Genomic DNA, 21,151 nt, shown 5'->3' on the forward strand with positions numbered 1-21,151 from the left:
AAAAAAGCCCAATACTCCTGATAGAGATTGGGCTTTTTAGTGATTAAATTTGGTGAGAGTTACTCGCTTACCTCACCTGAACCGAATTGCTTTGCGGCATAAGCCACGCGTTCTTCGGGGCTGGGATAGATAAGTTGCGTACCTAAACTTTCAATATGCTGCAAGCGTGGCAACAGCCCTGCGCCATTCGCTATCTGGATAGCAAGCCCTGGGCGAGCGTTCAGTTCAAGTACCATTGGTCCTTCTTCTTTATCCAACACCATGTCGGTTCCCATATAACCAAGGCCGGTCATTTCCCAAGCGCTAGAGGCTAAGGTGAGTAGCTTTTTCCAATGTGGTACTTGCAGCGTTGAGAGCTCTTTGCCGGTATCTGGGTGCTCAGTGATGGGTAAATTAAACTGCACGGCTCGTACTGCTTTTCCTGTCGCAATATCAAGACCTACGCCAACAGCGCCTTGGTGTAAGTTGGCTTTACCATCAGAAGCCGAAGTCGAAAGGCGCATCATCGCCATGACGGGGTAACCTTTGAAGACAATAATGCGTACATCAGGCACACCTTCATAGCTAAAGCCTTCGAAACAATCGTCAAACTTAATTAGGTTTTCAACCACAGCAACATCATTTTTACCGCCTAGTGAAAATAGTCCGGCCAAGGCATTACTGATGTGGCGCTCAACATCTTGCTGGTTGATGGTCGCACCAGAAGGTTTAGTGTACACGCCATCCTTGTGCGACATAATCACTAAAATTCCTTTACCACCGCTTCCGCGTGCAGGTTTTATCACAAAGCCCGGCCACTCTTTAACCATGGCATGGATCGACTTCACATCCGCTTGATTACTGATCACACCAATCAGTTTTGGCACAGTACAACCCGCACGCTGCGCAATCAATTTGGTTTGTAACTTATCATCAACCAATGGGTATTTTGAGCGATCGTTATAGCGACCAATGTAGCTATGGTTGCGCTTGTTCATGCCCATAATGCCTTTACGGCGTAGCTTAAATGGAGAAGTGTATTCGGATAATGAAAACATCTTTACTCCTCGGCTAACGGTTTAAAACGGCGAAGTTCAGTTAAACGGTATCCAGTATAGGTTCCCAATAGCAGAATGGCAGCTAATACGATCAGCTGTAAGCCAATAAAATTAAAGGTTAGGTGTTGGACATAAGAGTTAGTCATTGCTAAGTAGATTAAGATGGAAGTAAAGAGCGAGCCGCCACCTTGTAAAATCACCTCTTTTGCTCCTTCTTCTTCCCACAGAATCGACATACGTTCGATGGTCCAAGAGAGAATGATCATCGGGAAGAAGGTAATGGATAACCCTTCGGTCAGCCCGATCTTAAAGGCAACGACGGTAAAGACAGAAATGATGAGTATTACCGCAATGATGACCGCCGATATCCGTGCTACCAGTAGCAGGTTCAATTTCGATAAATAGCTACGAATGATCAAACCTGTTCCGACGATAAGCAGAAAGCCCACGATACCTGTCAGTAATTGAGTTTGAACAAACGCCACGGCGATCAGTACCGGCATGAAGGTTCCCGAAGTCTTTAGCCCAATAATCACCCGCAAGAACACCACAATTAATGCACCGATAGGAATCAACATGATGGTCTTGAACATCGCTTGCTCTTCAAGCGGCAAACTGTGAATAGAGAAGTTTAAGAGTTTGTCGGCCTCAATTTTATTATTGGTTGCCGTTTGAGGTGAAACATCTTGAGACAGCATAGTGAAGTGAACTTGGCTGTTTTGCCCACCCGTGACATCCAGCAGTGAAACGTTGGATTCATCCCAAACTAGTAGGTTAGGGTGGTTGGGCTGCGTACCCGTTTCAGGGTTAAAAAGTACCCACTGATCGCCATTCCATATTTCGTTCATGTGTTGAATCGTTTGACGGCGGCGACCATCTTCGAGCTGAATAACACCAACGACTTTATTGGGAATTTGAGAGTATGACAGCAGTTTTTGTGTGGCGTCCACTTTGCTCATTTTATTAAGCAGCAAAGAGGCGTTTTGGCTATCGGCGTCATTGAGGTTTTTAATCAGTTCGCGGGTAAAAGTGATGTTATCCGCCGAGCGTTGATTCGCTCGTTCAATTAATGCGATAGCCGCTGCTTCTTCTGGGCCGTCAAAGGTTGGCTTGACCACATCACCGATGGGGGGGATAGGGGCCGCTTTCGCTTGAGGATCGACTAAAAATTGGCTTTTGTAGTAAATCGTTTGTGGGCCAGTTGCTTTGCGGATTGACCACTCAACACGTTTGCCCGTATCAGTGGTAACGTAAGCTACGCCATAACCTGGTGATGATGACGATTCATTGATCAAAGTATATCCATCTTGAGTATGAGGCGCAGCTAAAGAGACTTTGGCTTCTTTGCCTAACGCATTGAATTCAACACGTGCTTCAATATCCCAAATTTGGCGAGTTTCCCCGGGTGTCCATGGCACCCCGTAAGTTTGGTGGCGAACTACACTCAGTGTGATTCCTGCCACTATCAGCAATAAAACGGATAGATAAAATGGAACTCGTGACGTCATAAATGTCCTTGCTACTATTTAGTTTCGGTTTGGATATACTTGCGACTGACATCGACTAACGCGATATCACGAATAAACTCGCGGCCTAGAAGAATAGGATGGCTCATTTGAGAGCGATCAGCCAAGGTGAACTGTGCTTTTTCGTGAATACTTCCTAATTTTACCCACAGCTCAACAACGGCTCTGCGTTCCATCTCATCGTTGGTCGATTGGCGAATTTTAACGTAGCGAATAATGGGTGATTCAATCCAGTTACTCTCGTCTGTTGCTCTATCACCATCGGAAAGATGAAAGCGCACCCAGTTTTTCCCATTACGTTCAAACTCTTCAATATCAATCGCATTGAGTGAAGAGGTGGCGGCCCCTGTATCAACTCGAGCATCAAAGGTTTGTTTGATCGAATCAATCGTGACTTTTTCGACTTCACCTAAAATGACGTCATAGCGTGATTTTTGAATAGAGGGTGTAGCGACTGGAATTATCACATCATCATTACTGGTTGCTTCTACACGTTTTTGTTGGGTATTGGTCGTGATCTGCTTAAGTTTTGTTAGTTTTCGATCGAGTTTTGATATTTGGTTTTCAAGGCTTTCAATGTAATCATTCTGGTTACTTAGCTGAAGCTCAAGGTTGGTCATTGTGTTGCTGAGGTTCGATTCGGAAGCTTGAATCGCTGCGAGGGTAGCTTGGTGGTATTGTTCACCATTGGTTAGAGTGCAACCTGACAGTAAGGCAATGGCAATGACGGGGGCTACAGACTTAAACATTTGCGACCTTATGTGTTTGTAATGAATACGGATAAACAGAAGTTTAGCTAACAAAATTTAGCTGATAAAAAAGGATGCGTACGGCATCCTTTGACAAGGGTAGTATTATACGCATAGCCAAGCGTTAAAACTGTGTCAATTATAGTTTTTTTGCTACCAAAATAGCGCGTCGTGGTGCGGGATACCCTTCTACGGTTTTGCTTGGGTCGTTTGGGTCAAGATAGTCGGGTAATGAGTTGTGCGTCATCCATTGAGTTGTCCGTTGTTCATCAACGGAGGTGACGCTCTCATCAACGATACGCACGTCACCAAAACCACATTTCTCAAGCCACACTTTGAGCGCTTTGGCGGAAGGGAAAAAGTAGACGTTACGCATTTGTGCGTAGCGGTCGACAGGGACCAACACCGCATTTTCGTCGCCTTCAATAACCAGCGTCTCAAGAATCAATTCGCCCCCTGTGACCAACTGATTTTTCAATTGGATCAGATGATCTAGCGGTGAGCGGCGATGGTATAGGACACCCATGCTAAATACGGTGTCAAAGGCGTTCAATTCAGGTAATTGTTCAATACCTAGTGGCAGAAGATGAGCACGTTGGTCATCACCCAATAGTTTACGCACCGCTTCAAACTGCACTAAAAACAGGTGCGAAGGGTCGATACCCACACACAGGCGAGCACCTTCGCCAAGCATACGCCACATGTGATAACCATTACCACAGCCAACATCCAGCACGGAACGGTCTTTCAGCGGTGAAATGTGGGGCAATACGCGGTCCCATTTCCAATCGGATCGCCATTCAGTGTCGATATGGATACCGTGTAAGTGATAGGGCCCTTTGCGCCAAGGATGAAAAGTTTTAAGCAAACTTTCCAATTTCTTCTGTTCGCCTAACGCCAGCGGTGTGCTATTTGAGAGAGTGACTGACTGTTTGAGCTCAATCAGATCAGGTGTACCCGAGGGGATTTTATTTAGCGCACGAACCCAGCGGTCAAAGTCGCCATGCTCTGCATTTTGCCAGTCCGTCAACTGTTGTGGCAAAACGTTTAGCCAAGGTTGGAGACGGGTATCTTGAGCGATCAGTTGATAAAAATTGGCAAAGTTAAACATGCAAAGCGTATTCCTAGATTAGGTAAAAAGACCCTAGACAAATGGCACATCAGGTTTTGGCCCTTCTAGGGAAAAAAGCCAAAACTGCATTCTATTATTTAATGGCGAACATTGAACCAAAGTTGAAACACTGGAACCACACTTCATAGCTTGAAAAGCCAATTTGTTTAAAGCGAGCTTTATGTGTTGTGATGGAATCTGGGCACATCACATTTTCAATCGCACTGCGTTTTTGACTGATCTCTAATTCGCTGTAACCATTGGCTCGCTTGAAGTCATGGTGGAGATCAATTAGCAGCTCATGCGCCGTTTCATCTTCAAAAATGTACTTTTCAGATAAAATCAGTATGCCACCCGGGCGAAGGCCCGCGTAGATTTTTTCAAGCAGCGCGAGCCTATCTTCTGGCGATAGAAATTGCAGCGTAAAATTGAGCACCACCACTGAGGCATCATGAATTTCAATCTCACGGATGTCGGCTTTAATCACCTCGACAGGCGTATCCGAACGATAGGCGTTAATGTGCAATTTACAACGCTCAACCATAGCAGGCGAATTATCAACCGCTACAATTTTACAACCTTCTTGGTGAATATGACGACGCATCGAAAGCGTAGCCGCCCCTAAAGAGCAACCCAGATCGTAAATGGTAGAGTGTGGCTTAACAAAGCGCTCAGCTAACATGCCGATTGCAGAGATAATATTGCTGTACCCCGGCACAGAGCGCTGAATCATATCAGGGAAGACTTCAGCAACTCGTTCATCAAACGTAAAATCACCAATTTTATCGATTGGAGCAGAAAAAATGATGTCTTTATGATGGCTCATAATGTACCTCATGGCGATGCGTAAAAAGCAATGCTGACCGTCGCGCTACCTTAAAAAAGGCGCACATTCTAAGAGAAAAGTGTGCGCGTGTCATTAACCTCGCACGCGATCATCAAAATAGGGTGATTTGGTGCTGGTCATCTTGGGCTGGAAATGTTGTCAATGTAGGTAATGTGAGTCGTTGTTGCAGCTGTTGGTATAGTTCGGCGGCTAATAATGGGGCTTCAATATTGTCTGGCGTGTGGACCATAAGATAAGGTTGTTTTCCTTGTTCGATCCAATGTGGCAGTTTGGTCATCCACGCTTCAAAAAAGGGGTAATTGGCCTCTAATTCTGGGTGGCCGATAAAACGGATCATCGGCGTTTGTGCCGTGGCAATGGCGTGAACAGGGACTTTAGGTTTCTTTTTCTGAGCATCAATGATGACGTCAGTTGTCGGTTTGGCCGAAAAGATAGGACGACTGTCCATAATGATTCGGTCAACCGACGATTCAACTAACCATTGATTAAGCGCTTTTTCAGCTTCTCCCTTAGCAAAAAACTCAAGGTGCCGCACTTCAACACTCAGTGGAAAACCTGCGGGAAAATAGGCGCAGAATTTTTTCAACTGCTCTAAGTGCTGTGGGCCAAAAGTAGCTGGCAGTTGGATGGTCCATAATCCAACACGAGAGTGCAGAGGCTCCATGAGCATCATAAAATCTTTTAACTGATCTTGGCAGCCAGTGAGCTTATGTTCGTGGGTAATAGCTTTGGGCAGTTTGAACGTAAACCGAAAATCATCATGAGTGGCGGCGCGCCAGTTCTGCACTGTGTTCATGGAAGGTGACGCATAGAAAGTAGTGTTGCCTTCTACGGTATGAAAAACCCTCGCATACTTTTCAAGACGCTGCGCAGCAGGCGTTCCCGCGCCGTAAAACGTACTTTGCCAGCCCGCGTGTGACCACATGGTAAGGCCGAGTCGCAGTGGTAAATTCATCATACTGACCTTTCATCCATTACTAAAAATAAATACTCTACGAGAGTTTTGATGATTTTGGTATTTTAACGCTATAATCAGCCGCAATTTCTCAGCGGTGTTGCTATTTTGGTTGATTATTGATTTAAAAAGCAGCAACCCTTGATAAAACACAACAAATTGTATTCTGGAAGGTCGATTTTGCACATCTTTCAGCGTATAAATGGAACTTTGCGCTGCTCAGATAATGACGCTGAGCGGCTTAGAATTGATAACTAATTAGAGATTGGGAAATTCATTATGCGTAGCCATTATTGTGGTCACCTGAACAAGTCCCTTGCAGGACAAACTGTGGAGTTGTGCGGCTGGGTTAATCGCCGTCGTGATTTAGGCGGTCTTATCTTTATTGATATGCGAGATCGTGAAGGCATCGTTCAGGTGGTGGTTGATCCAGATATGGCGGATGTATTTGCAGTAGCTAATCAACTGCGTAATGAATTCTGCATTAAGCTAACTGGTGAAGTACGCGCGCGTCCAGAAAGTCAAATCAATAAAGAGATGGCGACTGGCGAAGTGGAAATTCTCGCGAGTGGGATTTCGATTATCAACCGCAGTGATGTTTTGCCACTGGATTTCAACCAAAAGAACTCAGAAGAGCAACGTCTAAAATATCGTTACTTAGATCTACGCCGTCCAGAAATGAGTGATCGTATTAAGCTGCGCGCTAAAGCGTCTAGCTTTGTACGCCGCTTCCTTGACGAACACGGTTTCCTCGATATTGAAACGCCAGTTTTGACGAAAGCAACGCCGGAAGGGGCGCGTGATTACTTAGTGCCAAGTCGTGTGCACAAAGGCAGTTTCTATGCACTTCCTCAATCGCCACAACTGTTTAAACAGTTGCTGATGATGTCAGGTTTTGACCGTTACTATCAAATCGTAAAATGTTTTCGTGATGAAGATTTACGTGCTGACCGTCAACCAGAATTTACTCAAATCGATATTGAAACGTCATTTATGACGGCCGACCAAGTGCGTGAAGTGACCGAAAAAATGGTTCGCAACATGTGGCTAGAACTACTAAACGTTGATCTAGGCGATTTCCCTGTGATGCCATACAGCGAAGCGATGCGTCGCTATGGTAGCGACAAGCCGGATCTGCGTAACCCACTGGAATTGGTTGATGTTGCAGACCTTGTAAAAGATGTGGATTTCAATGTTTTCTCTGGCCCAGCTAATGATGCTAAAGGACGCGTGGCGGTTATTCGTGTACCGGGTGGCGCGGCATTAACTCGTAAGCAAATTGATAGCTACGCTGAGTTTGTTGGTATTTATGGCGCGAAAGGTTTGGCGTGGATGAAAGTCAATGACCGCGCTGCTGGCTTAGAGGGCGTTCAATCTCCGGTCGCGAAATTCCTTTCGGCTGACATTGTGGAAGGTATTTTACAACGCACTCACGCTGAGTCTGGCGACATCATTTTGTTTGGTGCCGATAAAATAAAAGTGGTGACTGAAGCCTTGGGTGCGCTGCGTTTGAAATTGGGTAAAGATCTGGCGATCACCAATGAAAATTCATGGGCTCCACTATGGGTTGTTGATTTCCCGATGTTTGAGGAAGATGACGAAGGTAACTTGCATGCTATGCATCACCCATTTACCGCGCCACTTAACTTAACCGCGCAAGAGCTGCAAGCCAACCCCGCGGTTGCAAATTCAAATGCTTACGACATGGTATTAAACGGCTATGAAGTGGGCGGTGGCTCGGTGCGTATTCACAATGCTGAAATGCAATCTGTGGTGTTTGATATTTTAGGTATCGATGCGCAAGAGCAACAACTGAAATTTGGCTTCCTATTGGATGCGCTGAAATTTGGTACACCACCACACGCAGGTCTTGCATTCGGTCTTGACCGTTTGGTGATGCTGTTGTGTGGTACGGAAAATATTCGCGACGTGATTGCCTTCCCTAAAACAACCGCAGCCGCTTGTTTGCTAACGGATGCACCGAGTCTGGCTAACCCAGCGTCGCTCGAAGAGTTGGCGATTGCGGTGACGGTCGCAAAAGAAAAAGCGCAATAAACGCAACGGTAACAGGGTGGCGAAAGTCACCCTCTTTTTTGCCCCCGCGTAGGGTTATCCTTTTTTATTTGAGTGAACCTTGTTCTCTCGCCAATTGACTTAGTGACAGGAATCTCTCTTTTGGCTCAAATGTATTTCTATTACTCTGCGATGAATGCAGGTAAATCAACCACTCTTCTACAATCTTCTTTCAACTATCAAGAGCGTGGTATGACGCCCGTGATCTATACCGCCGCCATCGACGACCGTTATGGTGTTGGTAAAGTAAGTTCAAGAATAGGATTGGAATCAGACGCCCAGCTTTTTACCGCTGAAACGAATTTGTATGATGAGATCAACGCACTGCACGAGCAACAAAAGCGTCACTGTATTTTGGTTGATGAGTGCCAATTCTTAACCAAAGAGCAAGTCTATCAATTGACTGAAGTGGTCGATAAAATCGGCATTCCGGTACTGTGCTATGGCTTGCGTACCGATTTCTTAGGTGAGCTATTTGAAGGGAGTAAATATCTACTTTCTTGGGCCGATAAGCTGGTGGAATTGAAAACAATTTGTCATTGTGGCCGTAAAGCGAACATGGTCATTCGCACCGATGAACATGGAGTGGCGATTGCCGAAGGTGATCAAGTCTCTATTGGTGGTAACGATAAATACGTGTCGGTATGTCGTCAGCACTATAAAGAAGCCTTGGGTAAGTAAATTCATTACTTCTGCGCCTTGAACAAATTATTCGATAGGGAGGTTTAAGCCTCCCTATCTATTTTGTATGCTCCACAACTTTGTATGCCCCACAACTTGTGTTACCACTCAAATTGACTCAGAACTTGGTAAGCAAGTGTCACATCGTCTGGGATCGGTTGCTCAATCTGAAATCCTTGTGCTGGGTAGTCGCGGACTCGCACAAAATCGTCTAATAGCGCACTCAGTACAACATCAACGGTGAAATCCTCATCAAGATAATCGAAAAATGCCTCTCCGCTAGAGGTCACCATCAATGACTCAAATGGGGCGGGCCACTGCTGAACAAATGTGGCGTAGGCACGACGTTCCATGAAGGGTTTTTGAACCACAATAATACGTTGCGCAGTGATCGATTTTTCTGCCAATAGATGATGACTAAATCGTACATTTTCTCCAGAGTGAGTCGCCTCTTTTTCCAGTAAAATCGCGTGGGTTGGTACGCCACAATCTTTGGCTATGTCAGCAAAGGTTTCTGCTTCGCTTTTAGCAAATTTACCCTCAGTAAAACGCCCTTGTCCGCCAGAGAAAAGAAGGTAGGGAGCCAGATTTTGTTGGTACAAATGTGCAGCATACTCAGCCACGCGCAAATCATTGCTGCAAAACACCATAATGATGTCGGCCGCGACGAGCTCATGCTTCATCTGCATGTACTGCCACAAGGTTTCAATGTGTTGGTAGAGATGTTTACTCATTCAGTGCCAGTGCCTCTAACGTGTGTGAATAATGAAATTGATAGCCCAATTGGCTCAGCTTGTCGCTTAAGATACGCTTGTCTGCAATATCGACAATTGGCGGCAATGGTGAGTCTAGCTCGGCGGCCGCCAACGCGGCTTGATAAAACTCAGCTTTACTCACGGTTTGTGGTGTGGTGGCGTTAACGACCTGTTTGGAGAGTTTTTCGCTGGCAAAAATCAGTGCACCAATGGCGTCTTTTTGATGCAACATATTAGCTGGTGCAAGCCGGCTGACTTGCGCCAAACGCGCTGCAAATCGTGAGGGATGACGGTTTGGTCCGATCAAGCCACTACAGCGTACAATGACATAATCTAGCCCTGAATCGATAACGTGTTGCTCGGCTTGCAACATAATTCGTGCTCCTTCACTGAAGTTTGAGTCATTTTGCGCCAGTGACAAGGAGGCATGCTGTTCACTCATTGGCTGTGCAATGTCAGGATAGACGCTGGTTGAGCTGACCATGACGATTTTACGCACATTAGCCAGCTTTGCTTGTGCGACTAAATGCTGCCACTGCTGCGCATACTCTTGCCCTCTTCCTTTGCGAAAACCGGGTGGAAAGCTGCCTATCACAATCTCACTTTTTTGAGCAATAAAATGCTGCGATAAGCTTTGGTCGCGCAGAGAAAGATCGCATACAAAGCCTGTGATGCCATGTTGCGTTAACTCAAGCATTCCTGCCGTTTGGGTGCGGCTGGCGTAGACTTGGTGGTTTTCGGTAAGAGCTTGCGCTAGAGGAAGGCCTAGCCAACCTGCGCCAATGAGGGTAATGGTGCTCATAAAATGTACATCCTGTATTGATTGTATGCCGATCAGGCATCGGTGAGTGGACTAAGCTGGCGCAACAACTGCCTGACCATTTTATGGATAGGATCGGCGCTCATGCGCTGGTGCTGAATGACATCAATGTTGGTATACCAAGCCAGCTGTTCAAACTCAACAGGGACAGGCACTAATTTCCCCATCGCTTGTTCACTTTCGGCTAAATAACTTGGCAGCAAACACCATCCTAAACCGCTTAACGCCATCTCTAATAATAGATAGTAGTTATCGGCGTACCATATCTCGGGGCTAAAGGCTTGATGGAAACTGCTGGTTTTATGGCTGCGTGAGCGGATAACGAGTTGGCGATGCAATCTTAGCATATCGATATGGGGCGCTTGATGCTGAGCCAATTCATGCTCTGCGGCCACATAAACATCAAAACGGATTGAACCGACATTTTCAAAATCAAGGTTATTCGGTAAGGCCAATTCACTGAAGATGATCCCACAGCTAGCGCGACCTTGTTCCACCATCTCAATCACATCGGTACTTGATGCACTTAAACATTCAATTTCAATGTGTGGAAACTGTGTGGCTAACTGTTTGAATAAATGGGTTAACCCTTGTAACGGGATCCCTTCATCCATCGCGAGCGAAAGCTGTTGATTGGGTGATGAAGCAAGCAGTTGTGCTTGTTGCGCTAAGCGTTGATGTTGCTGCAACGTCGCTTGCGCATACGGTAGAAGTCGTTCGCCTTGCGCGGTTAATCGTGGATAACGGCCGGAGCGATCAAACAGTTCTACACCGCAATCAATTTCTAAATTGATGATGTGTTGGCTAACGGCCGATTGAACTTTGCCCAACTGTCTTGCCGCGCCGGAGAAAGAGCCACTCTCAACGGTTGCGGTGAAGGCTTGCAACTGATCAATACTCAACATATCTCATTTACCGATACTATCTAACTTTTTAGTATCTTTAATATAGATGAAAATGAGTCCATTCAACACCTCAGACGAAGAATAAAGAGGAGAAAAATGATGTCAATGAGAGAGCTGTCGATGAAAGAGCGCCTTTTCCATGCAATAACGTTTGAAGTGACCGCATTAGCGTTAATTATTCCAATCTCCGCATTGGTGACAGGGCAGGGAACGGGGGATTTAGCCATGATAGGTATTGGTTTGAGCCTATTTGCCGTAGCGTGGAACTATCTATACAACGTTTTGTTCGACCGAGTGTTTGGTACCAACCGATTAGCGCGTACGGTTAGCTTACGTTTGTTACACACGACCGGTTTTGAAGGTGGGCTCGTCTTTATTTCTATTCCGGTGATCGCTTGGGTTTTAGACGTATCGATGTGGGATGCATTGATTTTGGAAGCTGGGTTTCTGACCTTTTTCTTTATCTACACCACACTGTTTAACTGGGGATATGATCGAATTCAGCCCTATCAACGTTGGATTGAGCGAATGGCCAAATAAAGAAGGGCGGTTTTTTAAAGGGGCAAGGCAGCCAGCAGAGTCTCGGCTGCCTTTGCAGGCTAGATTAAGAGTTCAAAACGCGCAGCACGCGCTCTGCATGTTCGGCCACTTCGATGCCTTCATCCGTCAAATAGCCACCATCAGGTAATGTACACAGACCTTTTTCGTAAAGACGTTGAACGGCGGATTGCATGTCGTCAGACGCATCATTACGGACTTTAATACCAGTCGCAGCGCTGCTTAAATCAAATTGGAGGAGTAGATTGAGCTCGGCGATATTTTGTTGAGTAAATTTCATCTCGACACCTATATAGTGAATGATTTTTTGTCACCATAGATGGCGGCGCTGTTGGCTGCAATCAGTTGTTGTAAGAAATGTTATCTGCAACCAAATTGGGGATATTTCACACAGTTATATTCATCATTGGTTTGCAAGAGAGTGGCTATCTATAGATGCTGGATATGGGCTACCAATAAATTTTTATGATTTTCATCACGCTAAACACATTTTTTGTAAACATAGAAAATAGCTCTTGAATTGTCATAGGAATGGAGCGATTATCCGCGCCTTATATAACTTGTTTCAAAATGTTACTTGCCATGAACTTAAACCAATTTGATTCCCTATTGCCACCGCAAATGGCAGAGCGCGCCGCAGAAACTGGCGTTGGAAAAGCGACGAAAGATCCGATGAAGTCTTTCCTTCTTGCCATTTCTGCTGGCATTCATATCGGTATTGCTTTCGTTTTTTACACTACAGTGACGACAGGAACGGGCGATATGGCTTGGGGTCTGAGTCGTTTTATCGGCGGCTTTGCGTTTAGCTTAGGTCTTATTTTGGTGGTGGTCACCGGTGGTGAGTTATTCACTAGTTCAGTGCTAACGTTGGTTGCACGTGCGAGTGGCAAAATTTCTTGGAGCATGCTGATTAAAAACTGGGTCATCGTCTATTTTGGCAACCTTGCTGGTGCGCTGATGCTTGTCGCTTGTATGCTTGTTTCCAAACAATATATGTTTGATGGTGGACAAGTTGGCCTCAATGCGATGGCCATTTCTCAGCATAAGTTGCACCACGAGTTTATGCAGGCAGTAGCGCTTGGCATTATGTGTAACGTGTTGGTGTGCGTGGCGGTCTGGATGACTTTCAGTGGTCGCACCTTGACTGACAAAATTATGGTGATGATTTTACCTGTCGCCATGTTTGTCGCCGCGGGTTTTGAGCACTGCATCGCTAATATGTTCCAAGTTCCGATGGCAATTGGTATCAAATATTTTGCACCCGCTGAGTTTTGGCAGATGACGGGTGCCAATATTGCCGACTACGCAGACCTCAACTTAATGGGTTTTTTGATCAATAACCTATTACCCGTGACGATTGGCAATATCATCGGTGGGGGTGTTTTTGTTGGCATTTGGTACTGGTTAATTTACCTTCGAGATGGATCTCACGAATAACTCCTTATTGAAGAGATGATTTTAGAAGCGGCTTTAAGGGCCGCTTTTTGTTGTCATTTCTAAACCATCACCTTAGGTGGTGTTGACTGCTTCTGCTAGTGTTTATTCACTATTTATACCTTTAAAACAGCTTATCCACATTTTCTGTGGATAAGCTGTTTTAAAGCCAGTGTGTAAGATCAATTCTATCAAGAAGTGCACAAAAACCCAGCAGTGGGCAGTGCATCATGCACTGAAGTGGGGCGAATATAACACCGATTCCTGAGCGGTGATCGACATCTAACCATACCTCATCTTATTAACAATGGCGTTACATTTCGGTTGTCATTTGAGCGTTTAGCGGGAAGGAATTCGTACCTCAATCCTATCTTGCAATTCATTTTGTTTCTTTTTTGTTTCTTGTTTAACGTTTGTGAAAAGAAATTAAACTGACACAACTACTCACATTTCTATACATAAATTCTTAATCAAACACAACTCCGTGTGAGCTCAAAAAAGTAGTGGATTCCTTGCTATATAAGGTAGGAATCGATTGAACCCTACAAAGAGTATGGTCTAACATTTCGTATCAGAAATGGTAATAAGCTGAGCTCTGTCGTCGAGCTGCTCAAAATGACTGAAATACAAAACAGGCAAATGTATGAGTGATGTTAATAAAATAGAGAGTAATGAGAAACGTTCGCTTGAGTGGAAGTCTTTCCTCTTAATCACAGTGGTTCTCTTTCCGATCTTAAGTATCGCCTTTGTCGGCGGTTATGGATTCATTGTTTGGATGCTGCAAGTGTTCCTCTTTGGTCCTCCTGGTGCGCACGGTTAATTCCACGGTTCACCCGTAATCCTTTTGATCGAAAATTTAAGAGAGCGAATCATGAAATCATTGTTAGTCAAAATTTGGCGCACTATGACTCGTCCAGCCGTGCACATCAGCCTTGGTGTGCTCACGATGGGCGGTTTTATCGCCGGTGTGATTTTCTGGGGCGGTTTTAATACTGCACTGGAAGCCACCAACACAGAAGCATTCTGTATCAGCTGCCACACAATGCGCGACAACGTTTATGTTGAGCTGCAAGAAACCGTGCACTGGAAAAACCATTCAGGCGTACGTGCCACTTGCCCAGACTGCCACGTACCACACGAATGGACCGCTAAAATTGCGCGTAAGATGCAAGCCTCTAAGGAGGTATTTGCGCAAGTTTTTGGTGATTTAGGTACCCCTGAAAAATTCGAAGAGCGCCGTATTGAATTGGCCAAGCATGAGTGGGAGCGCTTTTCAGCCAACAACTCATTGGAATGTAAAAATTGCCACAATTACGATTCGATGGATTTCGAACAGATGTCGGCAACCGCGCGTATTCAGATGAAACAAGCAGCGGAAAAAGATCAAAGTTGCCTAGATTGCCATAAAGGGATCGCCCACAACCTGCCTAAAAATATGGATAGCTCAGGTGGACTGATTGGCGAGCTAGAGCAGTTGGCATCTAAAACCGATTACTCGGTCGGCAAGCAAGTGGTGAGCGTTCGCTTCTTACCTATTTATGAAGATGCGCAAGCTCAAGTGGAAGCAGGCCTTCTGAACCCAGCATCGGCAGTCACGGTATTGGATGAGAAAGGCGAGATGATTCAAATCGAAATTGATGGTTGGCGTAAAGCAAAAGGCTTTGGTCGTGTGATCCAAGAAGATTTTGGTATGAACATCGCTGTGGGCTCCTTGATGAAAGAAGCGGCACAAAATGATGCAATCGTCACTGTTGGTGAAAAGCGTGTCGATGATCTCACCGGTCTACCTTGGGAAAAAGTAAACGCGAAAGTGTGGATGAAAAAACAAGCCATGCTCGATAGCGTGGATCCAATTTGGGAAAAAGCGGGTGAGGCCTATAAAACGAACTGCTCTGTCTGTCATAGCCAACCGGATGAAGCGCATTTTGATGCGAATACTTGGCCGGGCATGTTTAACGGCATGATGGCATTCGTCAACTTCGACACAGACAGCGAAGCGTTAGTCTTGAAGTATCTACAAAAACACTCTTCAGATTTTGCTGAAGGTCACCATTAATCCACGTCAAACGGAGTTTTAAATATGGCGATTACACGAAGAAGTTTTCTTAAAGGTGTAGCAACCACCAGTGCGGCGTCGGTTATTGGGCCAAGTTTATTGGTCTCGACATCGGCTAACGCGGCAGAAACAACAGGCAGTTGGAAAGTATCAGGCTCTCATTGGGGTGCATTTCGCGCACATGTGTATGGCGGAAAAGTACAATCGGTCAAGCCGCTAGAGTCAGACACGCACCCCACTGATATGCTCAACGGAATCAAAGGCATTATCTATAGCCCATCACGAGTGCGTTACCCAATGGTTCGCCTTGATTGGCTCAAAAAACATAAATACAGCGGTGAAACACGTGGCAACAATCGTTTTATCCGCGTCACTTGGGATGAAGCGTTGGATCTGTTTTATCGTGAACTTGAGCGTGTACAAAAAGAGTACGGCCCTTGGGCGCTGCATGCAGGACAAACGGGTTGGAACCAAACGGGGTCATTTCACAACTGTACAGCGATGATGCAACGCGCTGTAGGTATGCACGGTAACTTCATCACTAAAGTGGGTGATTACTCAACAGGTGCAGGCCAAACCATTCTTCCTTACGTGTTAGGTTCGACAGAAGTGTATGCCCAAGGAACCTCTTGGTCGGAAATTCTTGAGCATTCAGACAACATTGTTTTGTGGGCGACCGACCCGGTAAAAAACCTGCAAGTTGGCTGGAACTGTGAAACGCACCAATCCTTTCCTTATCTTGATCAGTTGAAAGAAAAAGTGGCGAAAGGAGAGATTAACGTTATTTCGGTTGATCCAGTCAAGAATAAAACCCAGCGCTTCTTAAACAGTGACCATTGGTACATTAACCCACAGACCGATGTGGCGTTTATGTTGGCGGTGGCGCATGTGTTGTATAACGAAGATCTGTATGACAAGGCGTTCATCAAAACCTATTGCTTAGGATTTGAACCTTTTATTCAGTACGTTCAAGGCGAAACGAAAGATAAGATTGTTAAGTCGCCAGAATGGGCCGCCGAGATTTGTGGCGTAACAGCCGATAAGATCCGCGAATTTGCACGTATGCTCGTTAATGGTCGAACTCAGTTACTGTTTGGTTGGTGTATTCAGCGTCAAGAGCATGGCGAACAGCCTTACTGGGCTGGTGCGGTTGTGGCTGCGATGGTTGGTCAAATTGGCCTGCCAGGCGGGGGGATCTCCTACGGGCATCACTATTCTGGCATTGGGGTCCCATCAACCGGTTTTGCCTCGCCCGGCGGTTTTCCACGTAACCTAGATACGGGTTCAAAACCGAAATGGGACAACGAAAACTACAACGGCTACAGTAAAACGATTCCTGTTGCCCGTTGGGTCGATTGTTTGCTAGAGCCGGGTAAAGAGATCCGCTACAACGGTTCGAGCGTAAAATTACCTGATTACAAAATGATGGTTATTTCAGGCAACAACCCGTGGCATCATCACCAAGATCGTAACCGAATGAAGAAGGCGTTCCGCAAGCTTCAAACCGTCGTCACGATCGATTTTGCTTGGACGGCGACTTGCCGTTTCTCCGACATCGTTCTTCCTGCCTGTACTCAGTTTGAGCGCAATGATATCGATGTATACGGTTCTTATTCGGGCAAGGGTTTGATTGCCATGCACCGCTTGGTTGACCCTCTGTTCCAATCGCGTACTGACTTTGAGATTTTCACTGAATTGACGCGTCGCTTTGGCCGCCATGAAGAGTTCACACGCGGCATGGATGAGATGGAGTGGGTCCGTTCGCTCTATGACGAGTGTAAAAAAGCCAACGCGGGTAAGTTTGATTTACCAGAATTTGAACAGTTTTGGCAGCAGAGCGTACTGGATTTTGGTGAAGGCCAACCTTGGGTTCGCCACGCCGATTTCCGTAAAGACCCTGAGATAAACGCATTGGGTACACCGTCTGGTTTTATCGAGATTACGTCACGTAAGATTGGGCGTTATGGCTATGAACATTGCCAAGATCACCCGATGTGGTTTGAAAAAACCGAGCGTTCGCACGGCGGTCCGGGTTCAGATAAGCATCCATATTGGTTACAATCTTGTCACCCAGATAAGCGTTTGCACTCACAAATGTGTGAGTCAGAAGAGTATCGCGCGACCTATGCTGTCAATGGCCGTGAGCCCGTGTATATCAACCCAATCGATGCGAAACAAAAAGGCATTAAAGCTGGGGATTTAGTTCGCGTATTTAATGATCGCGGCCAGCTATTAGCTGGTGCCGTTTTAAGCGATGGCTACCCGCGCGGCGTGATCCGCATCGAAGAGGGGGCGTGGTATGGCCCGTTGAATGAAAAAGAGGGAGCTATTTGCACCTATGGCGATCCAAATACACTCACACTCGATGTCGGCTCATCTGAGCTGGCGCAAGCCACTTCAGCCAATACTTGCATTGTCGATTTCGAGAAATTTACTGGTAAAGTACCACCAGTGACGTCATTCGGTGGACCAATCGAAGTGGCGTAATTCCGTCATTAGCTCAACGAAACGCCAGCAAACATGCTGGCGTTTTACTTGTCACATCCAAACTTGTACCTTGGGCGTTCTCATTGTTGAATAAAACAGCATACGGAGCCACGTCAAAGAGAAAATGTGATCAAAACAACTTACATGCAACGCGAATTCATTAGACACTGCCAGAACAACAATTTGTACTTTGTACTGAGGTGTTATGACAACGATCACTCTGCCATGTCATCGAGAAGTTGAGTTACTTCAACCGGATTTGATTGCCCAATTGCAAGGCGATGAGATCAGTTTTTCCTATTCAGGAATACATAACTCGCCCATTTCCGATCACTACTCGCTGTTTCGCACTCTATTTGACGTTGAATCGGACGCACGAGTGATTGGTGACGGTTTTCAAATGCTAGCGCAAACTGCAGGTTCGCCGCATCATCCGGTGGATGTGGGGCGTTGCCCTGACAATAGCTTGAGCTACCGGATTTACCCGCTGCAAGACAGCCAACGTTATTACAACACGCTGGTGATTGAACAATCCACCGGATACCAACTGTTTGGTTTTACCTCTTGCCACCGTTTTGCTGGCTATTTTGAAATTCTTGAGGAAAGGACGGGCACCTATTTAGTCGCTTCCATTGACGGCGAGCAGACCCATCCACAAGATTGGACAAATAACAGTTTAGAATCCGTCGTTATTTTGCAAGGTGATTCATTATCAGGTTTGTATCAACAGTATGCGCAATATATTAGTTGTCACCATACGCCGCGTGCTGGTGTGGCACAACCTGCGCCCGTTGGATGGTGTTCATGGTATGCCTATTATGCCGATGTTAATGAACAGCACATCCTAACCAACCTTGCGGCAATGCAAGGAGAACTTTCGGGGCTAGAATGGGTGTTGCTGGATGATGGCTATCAGGCGTTTATGGGCGATTGGTTGACGCCGTCCGATAAGTTTTCTCGTGGTGTTAAAGCACTGATCCAAGAGATCAAACAAGCGGGGAAAAAACCCGCAATTTGGCTCGCTCCCTTCATTGCACAAGCTGAATCTCAATTGTTTAAGCAACATCCAGATTGGTTTGTACAAAATGCTCAAAGACAACCACTGAAAGCTGAAGAAGTAACCTACGGTGGCTGGCGCTGTACACCTTGGTATGTGCTGGATGGCTCTCATCCTGACGTGCAAGAATACTTAACCCATGTGATAAAAACCATGAAAGAAGAGTGGGGTGTTGAGCTGTTTAAGTTAGATGCGAACTATTGGGGAGCACTTAAAGGACGGCGTTATCAGTCGGGAGTGACGGGTGTTGAAGCGTACCGTTTAGGGATGCAGGCGATAGCAGAAGGCGCGGGAGATGCATGGTTACTTGGATGTAACGCGCCGATGTGGCCGTCACTGGGTTTAGTAGATGCCATGCGTGTTTCGGACGATGTCGAGCGTTCGCCACAGCGCTTTGAACAAATCGCTAAAGAGACTTTTTATCGCAGTTGGCAGCACCGCAAGTTATGGCAAATTGATCCTGATTGCGCAACACTGACGTCGCTTGCGAATCAATCGACCGATCGCATCAGCTATGAATTTCATCGCAATGTATTGCTTGCGTGTGGTGGCTTGTTGCTTTCAGGTGATCCACTCCCAGAATTGACCTCTTTTGCTAAGCAGAGCCTAAATAAGTTAATGATTAGGCGCAAACACAACCAAGATGCGGCTAAGCCAACTTCATTGGCTCTCAATCACCTATTTTTAAAGTTAGCAGAACGCAATGATCTGCACTGCTTATTCAATTACCAAGGTGAGGCGTGTGACTATACCTTAACAGCGAGCCAGCCAGTGGATTGGTATGACTACTGGACAGGAGATAAGCTTTCACCAGAGCCAGTCAAAGTATTTGAAGTCTCCTTGGCAAGTGGCTTAACCAGCCGAGCAGTGATTACCTCTTGTTAGTGGAGTGCCCTTGTTAACAGAGTGCTCTTGTTAAGAGTGCTCAGGTTAACTGAATGATTCGGGGTAGCGGAATGCTGCGCTAAATTAGCCATAATTTCTTAACCACAAGCCATGACAAATTCTGAAAATCAGGTAAAGTATCGGCCTTTGTGAGCAATCTCGCCTATCACCTTCGATAGGCCATCAAATAGCATTAAAATAGGAAGAAAGATGATTTTCGTTGTCGGTCATAAAAACCCAGATAGTGATAGCATTTGTGGTGCATTAGTTGCTGCTGAATTACTTAAAGCACGTGGTCTAAAAGCAACGCCTGTTCGTCAGGGTGAAATTAACCGTGAAACTCAACACATTCTTGCAACAGCCGGTGTTGATCAACCTGAACTTCGCACTAGTGTAGCGGGCGAAAAAGTATGGCTTGTGGACTATACCGATCTTGCACAAGCACCTGATGACATCAACCAAGCGGAAATTCTCGGTATTGTTGACCATCATCGCCTAGGTGACGTAATGACAGTGAATCCGCTAGAAGCATGGATCTGGCCGGTCGGCTGTACCTGTACTATCTTGTTCAACCTATTCAAGATGGAAAATGCGCCAATCACACGTCCTTTAGCCATATTGATGATGTCTGCGATTTTGTCTGACACGGTCGGTTTTGCGTCTCCAACGTGCACACCAAAAGATAAAGAAGCTGTGCTGGCACTGGCTGAAATTGCTGAGGTTGAAGACCTTGATGCCTTTATTAAAGCGCTTTTGATTGCGAAAACAGACATTGAAGGTTTATCTGCCGCTCAACTTGTTGAGAAAGATTTGAAAGCTTATCCATTCAACGGCCGTGATGTGGTGGTTGGTCAAGTGGAATTGGCAACGCTTGAACAAGTCGATGGCATGATTGACGCCATTCAAGCAGACCTAGTTCGTCGCTGCGAAGAGGAAGGCCTTGCGTTTGCCGCCGTGATGTTGACCGACATTACCACCGCGCAGACCCGTCTTCTTTATACTGGTGAATGGGCTGAAAAACTGGCCAAACACGAACAAAATGGCATGTTGATGATGGAAAATACCTTAAGCCGTAAGAAACAAGGTTGGCCTTGGCTGCAAGCTGAATTGGCTTAATCCTTTTTATCATCTTATTGTTTAAGATTCTAAATTTAACGCCTGCAGTGCTACACTGTAGGCGTTTTTATATTCCCCAACTTTCGCATGGAGCCGGGC

The 21,151-nt window shown here is 45.8% G+C and carries 19 protein-coding genes; 9 read left to right on the forward strand and 10 right to left on the reverse strand.

Annotated features, from left to right (window positions below):
* Positions 1-59: 59 nt before the first annotated feature.
* From AACR75_RS15525 to AACR75_RS15550, 6 genes are all read right to left on the reverse strand, one after another.
* Complete coding sequence (locus AACR75_RS15525; RefSeq protein WP_019280854.1) at positions 60-1,037, reverse strand: alpha-L-glutamate ligase-like protein; 978 nt, start codon at positions 1,035-1,037, stop codon at positions 60-62.
* A gap of 2 nt (positions 1,038-1,039) precedes the next feature.
* Positions 1,040-2,545, reverse strand: a complete 1,506-nt coding sequence (locus AACR75_RS15530) for an inactive transglutaminase family protein (RefSeq protein ID WP_017044665.1) — start codon at positions 2,543-2,545, stop codon at positions 1,040-1,042.
* Positions 2,546-2,559: 14 nt separating this feature from the next.
* The gene (locus AACR75_RS15535; RefSeq protein ID WP_026028024.1) at positions 2,560-3,312 is read right to left on the reverse strand and encodes an ATP-dependent zinc protease family protein; all 753 of its coding nucleotides are present in this window, start codon (positions 3,310-3,312) and stop codon (positions 2,560-2,562) included.
* Positions 3,313-3,451: 139 nt separating this feature from the next.
* Positions 3,452-4,423, reverse strand: a complete 972-nt coding sequence (cmoB, locus tag AACR75_RS15540; protein WP_047690904.1) for a tRNA 5-methoxyuridine(34)/uridine 5-oxyacetic acid(34) synthase CmoB — start codon at positions 4,421-4,423, stop codon at positions 3,452-3,454.
* 94 nt (positions 4,424-4,517) lie between these two features.
* Positions 4,518-5,261 (reverse strand): carboxy-S-adenosyl-L-methionine synthase CmoA, encoded by a 744-nt coding sequence (cmoA, locus tag AACR75_RS15545; RefSeq protein WP_047690907.1) that lies wholly within the window; start codon positions 5,259-5,261, stop codon positions 4,518-4,520.
* Positions 5,262-5,361: 100 nt separating this feature from the next.
* Positions 5,362-6,228: a DUF72 domain-containing protein gene (locus AACR75_RS15550; protein WP_017047720.1), complete on the reverse strand. Its 867-nt coding sequence runs from the start codon at positions 6,226-6,228 to the stop codon at positions 5,362-5,364.
* A gap of 276 nt (positions 6,229-6,504) precedes the next feature.
* On the opposite strand from AACR75_RS15550, the gene aspS reads away from it, so the two are divergent.
* Both aspS and AACR75_RS15560 read left to right on the forward strand, forming a co-directional pair.
* The gene (aspS, locus tag AACR75_RS15555; RefSeq protein WP_047690909.1) at positions 6,505-8,280 is read left to right on the forward strand and encodes an aspartate--tRNA ligase; all 1,776 of its coding nucleotides are present in this window, start codon (positions 6,505-6,507) and stop codon (positions 8,278-8,280) included.
* A 120-nt stretch (positions 8,281-8,400) separates the two neighbouring features.
* Positions 8,401-8,979 (forward strand): thymidine kinase, encoded by a 579-nt coding sequence (locus AACR75_RS15560; protein WP_026027614.1) that lies wholly within the window; start codon positions 8,401-8,403, stop codon positions 8,977-8,979.
* 101 nt (positions 8,980-9,080) lie between these two features.
* Here AACR75_RS15560 and AACR75_RS15565 read toward each other — a convergent pair whose 3' ends face one another.
* From AACR75_RS15565 to AACR75_RS15575, 3 genes are read right to left on the reverse strand one after another with little or no spacing between them, the layout of a single operon-like run.
* The gene (locus tag AACR75_RS15565) at positions 9,081-9,713 is read right to left on the reverse strand and encodes a YdcF family protein (RefSeq protein WP_047690911.1); all 633 of its coding nucleotides are present in this window, start codon (positions 9,711-9,713) and stop codon (positions 9,081-9,083) included.
* A complete protein-coding gene (locus AACR75_RS15570) occupies positions 9,706-10,536 on the reverse strand; it encodes an NAD(P)H-binding protein (protein WP_047690913.1) in 831 nt (276 codons plus the stop codon). Before AACR75_RS15570 ends, AACR75_RS15565 begins: the two co-directional genes overlap by 8 nt.
* A 32-nt stretch (positions 10,537-10,568) precedes the next feature.
* Positions 10,569-11,459, reverse strand: a complete 891-nt coding sequence (locus tag AACR75_RS15575) for a LysR family transcriptional regulator (RefSeq protein ID WP_047690916.1) — start codon at positions 11,457-11,459, stop codon at positions 10,569-10,571.
* 96 nt (positions 11,460-11,555) lie between these two features.
* Between AACR75_RS15575 and AACR75_RS15580 the strand changes: the two genes are divergently transcribed.
* A complete protein-coding gene (locus tag AACR75_RS15580; protein ID WP_013857051.1) occupies positions 11,556-11,999 on the forward strand; it encodes a PACE efflux transporter in 444 nt (147 codons plus the stop codon).
* Positions 12,000-12,063: 64 nt separating this feature from the next.
* Here the strand turns inward: AACR75_RS15580 and AACR75_RS15585 are convergent, their stop codons facing one another.
* A complete protein-coding gene (locus AACR75_RS15585; protein WP_010318620.1) occupies positions 12,064-12,297 on the reverse strand; it encodes a TIGR02647 family protein in 234 nt (77 codons plus the stop codon).
* A gap of 302 nt (positions 12,298-12,599) precedes the next feature.
* On the opposite strand from AACR75_RS15585, the gene focA reads away from it, so the two are divergent.
* From focA to AACR75_RS15615, 6 genes are all read left to right on the forward strand, one after another.
* Positions 12,600-13,454: a formate transporter FocA gene (focA, locus tag AACR75_RS15590; protein ID WP_026028023.1), complete on the forward strand. Its 855-nt coding sequence runs from the start codon at positions 12,600-12,602 to the stop codon at positions 13,452-13,454.
* Between the two features lie 640 nt (positions 13,455-14,094).
* Positions 14,095-14,271 (forward strand): trimethylamine N-oxide reductase system protein TorE, encoded by a 177-nt coding sequence (gene torE / locus AACR75_RS15595; RefSeq protein ID WP_010318622.1) that lies wholly within the window; start codon positions 14,095-14,097, stop codon positions 14,269-14,271.
* A 51-nt stretch (positions 14,272-14,322) separates the two neighbouring features.
* Positions 14,323-15,507: a pentaheme c-type cytochrome TorC gene (gene torC / locus AACR75_RS15600; RefSeq protein WP_026028833.1), complete on the forward strand. Its 1,185-nt coding sequence runs from the start codon at positions 14,323-14,325 to the stop codon at positions 15,505-15,507.
* A gap of 24 nt (positions 15,508-15,531) precedes the next feature.
* A complete protein-coding gene (gene torA / locus AACR75_RS15605) occupies positions 15,532-17,994 on the forward strand; it encodes a trimethylamine-N-oxide reductase TorA (RefSeq protein WP_017044673.1) in 2,463 nt (820 codons plus the stop codon).
* A gap of 205 nt (positions 17,995-18,199) precedes the next feature.
* The gene (locus AACR75_RS15610) at positions 18,200-19,936 is read left to right on the forward strand and encodes a glycoside hydrolase family 36 protein (protein ID WP_047690918.1); all 1,737 of its coding nucleotides are present in this window, start codon (positions 18,200-18,202) and stop codon (positions 19,934-19,936) included.
* A gap of 210 nt (positions 19,937-20,146) precedes the next feature.
* Positions 20,147-21,052 carry a manganese-dependent inorganic pyrophosphatase gene (locus AACR75_RS15615; protein WP_047690921.1) on the forward strand — a complete coding sequence of 302 codons (906 nt, stop codon included), beginning with the start codon at positions 20,147-20,149 and terminating at the stop codon, positions 21,050-21,052.
* Positions 21,053-21,151 lie beyond the last annotated feature (99 nt).

This window comes from Vibrio sp. ZOR0018 (genome assembly GCF_963865925.1).
In the GTDB taxonomy this organism is placed as follows: domain Bacteria; phylum Pseudomonadota; class Gammaproteobacteria; order Enterobacterales; family Vibrionaceae; genus Vibrio; species Vibrio anguillarum.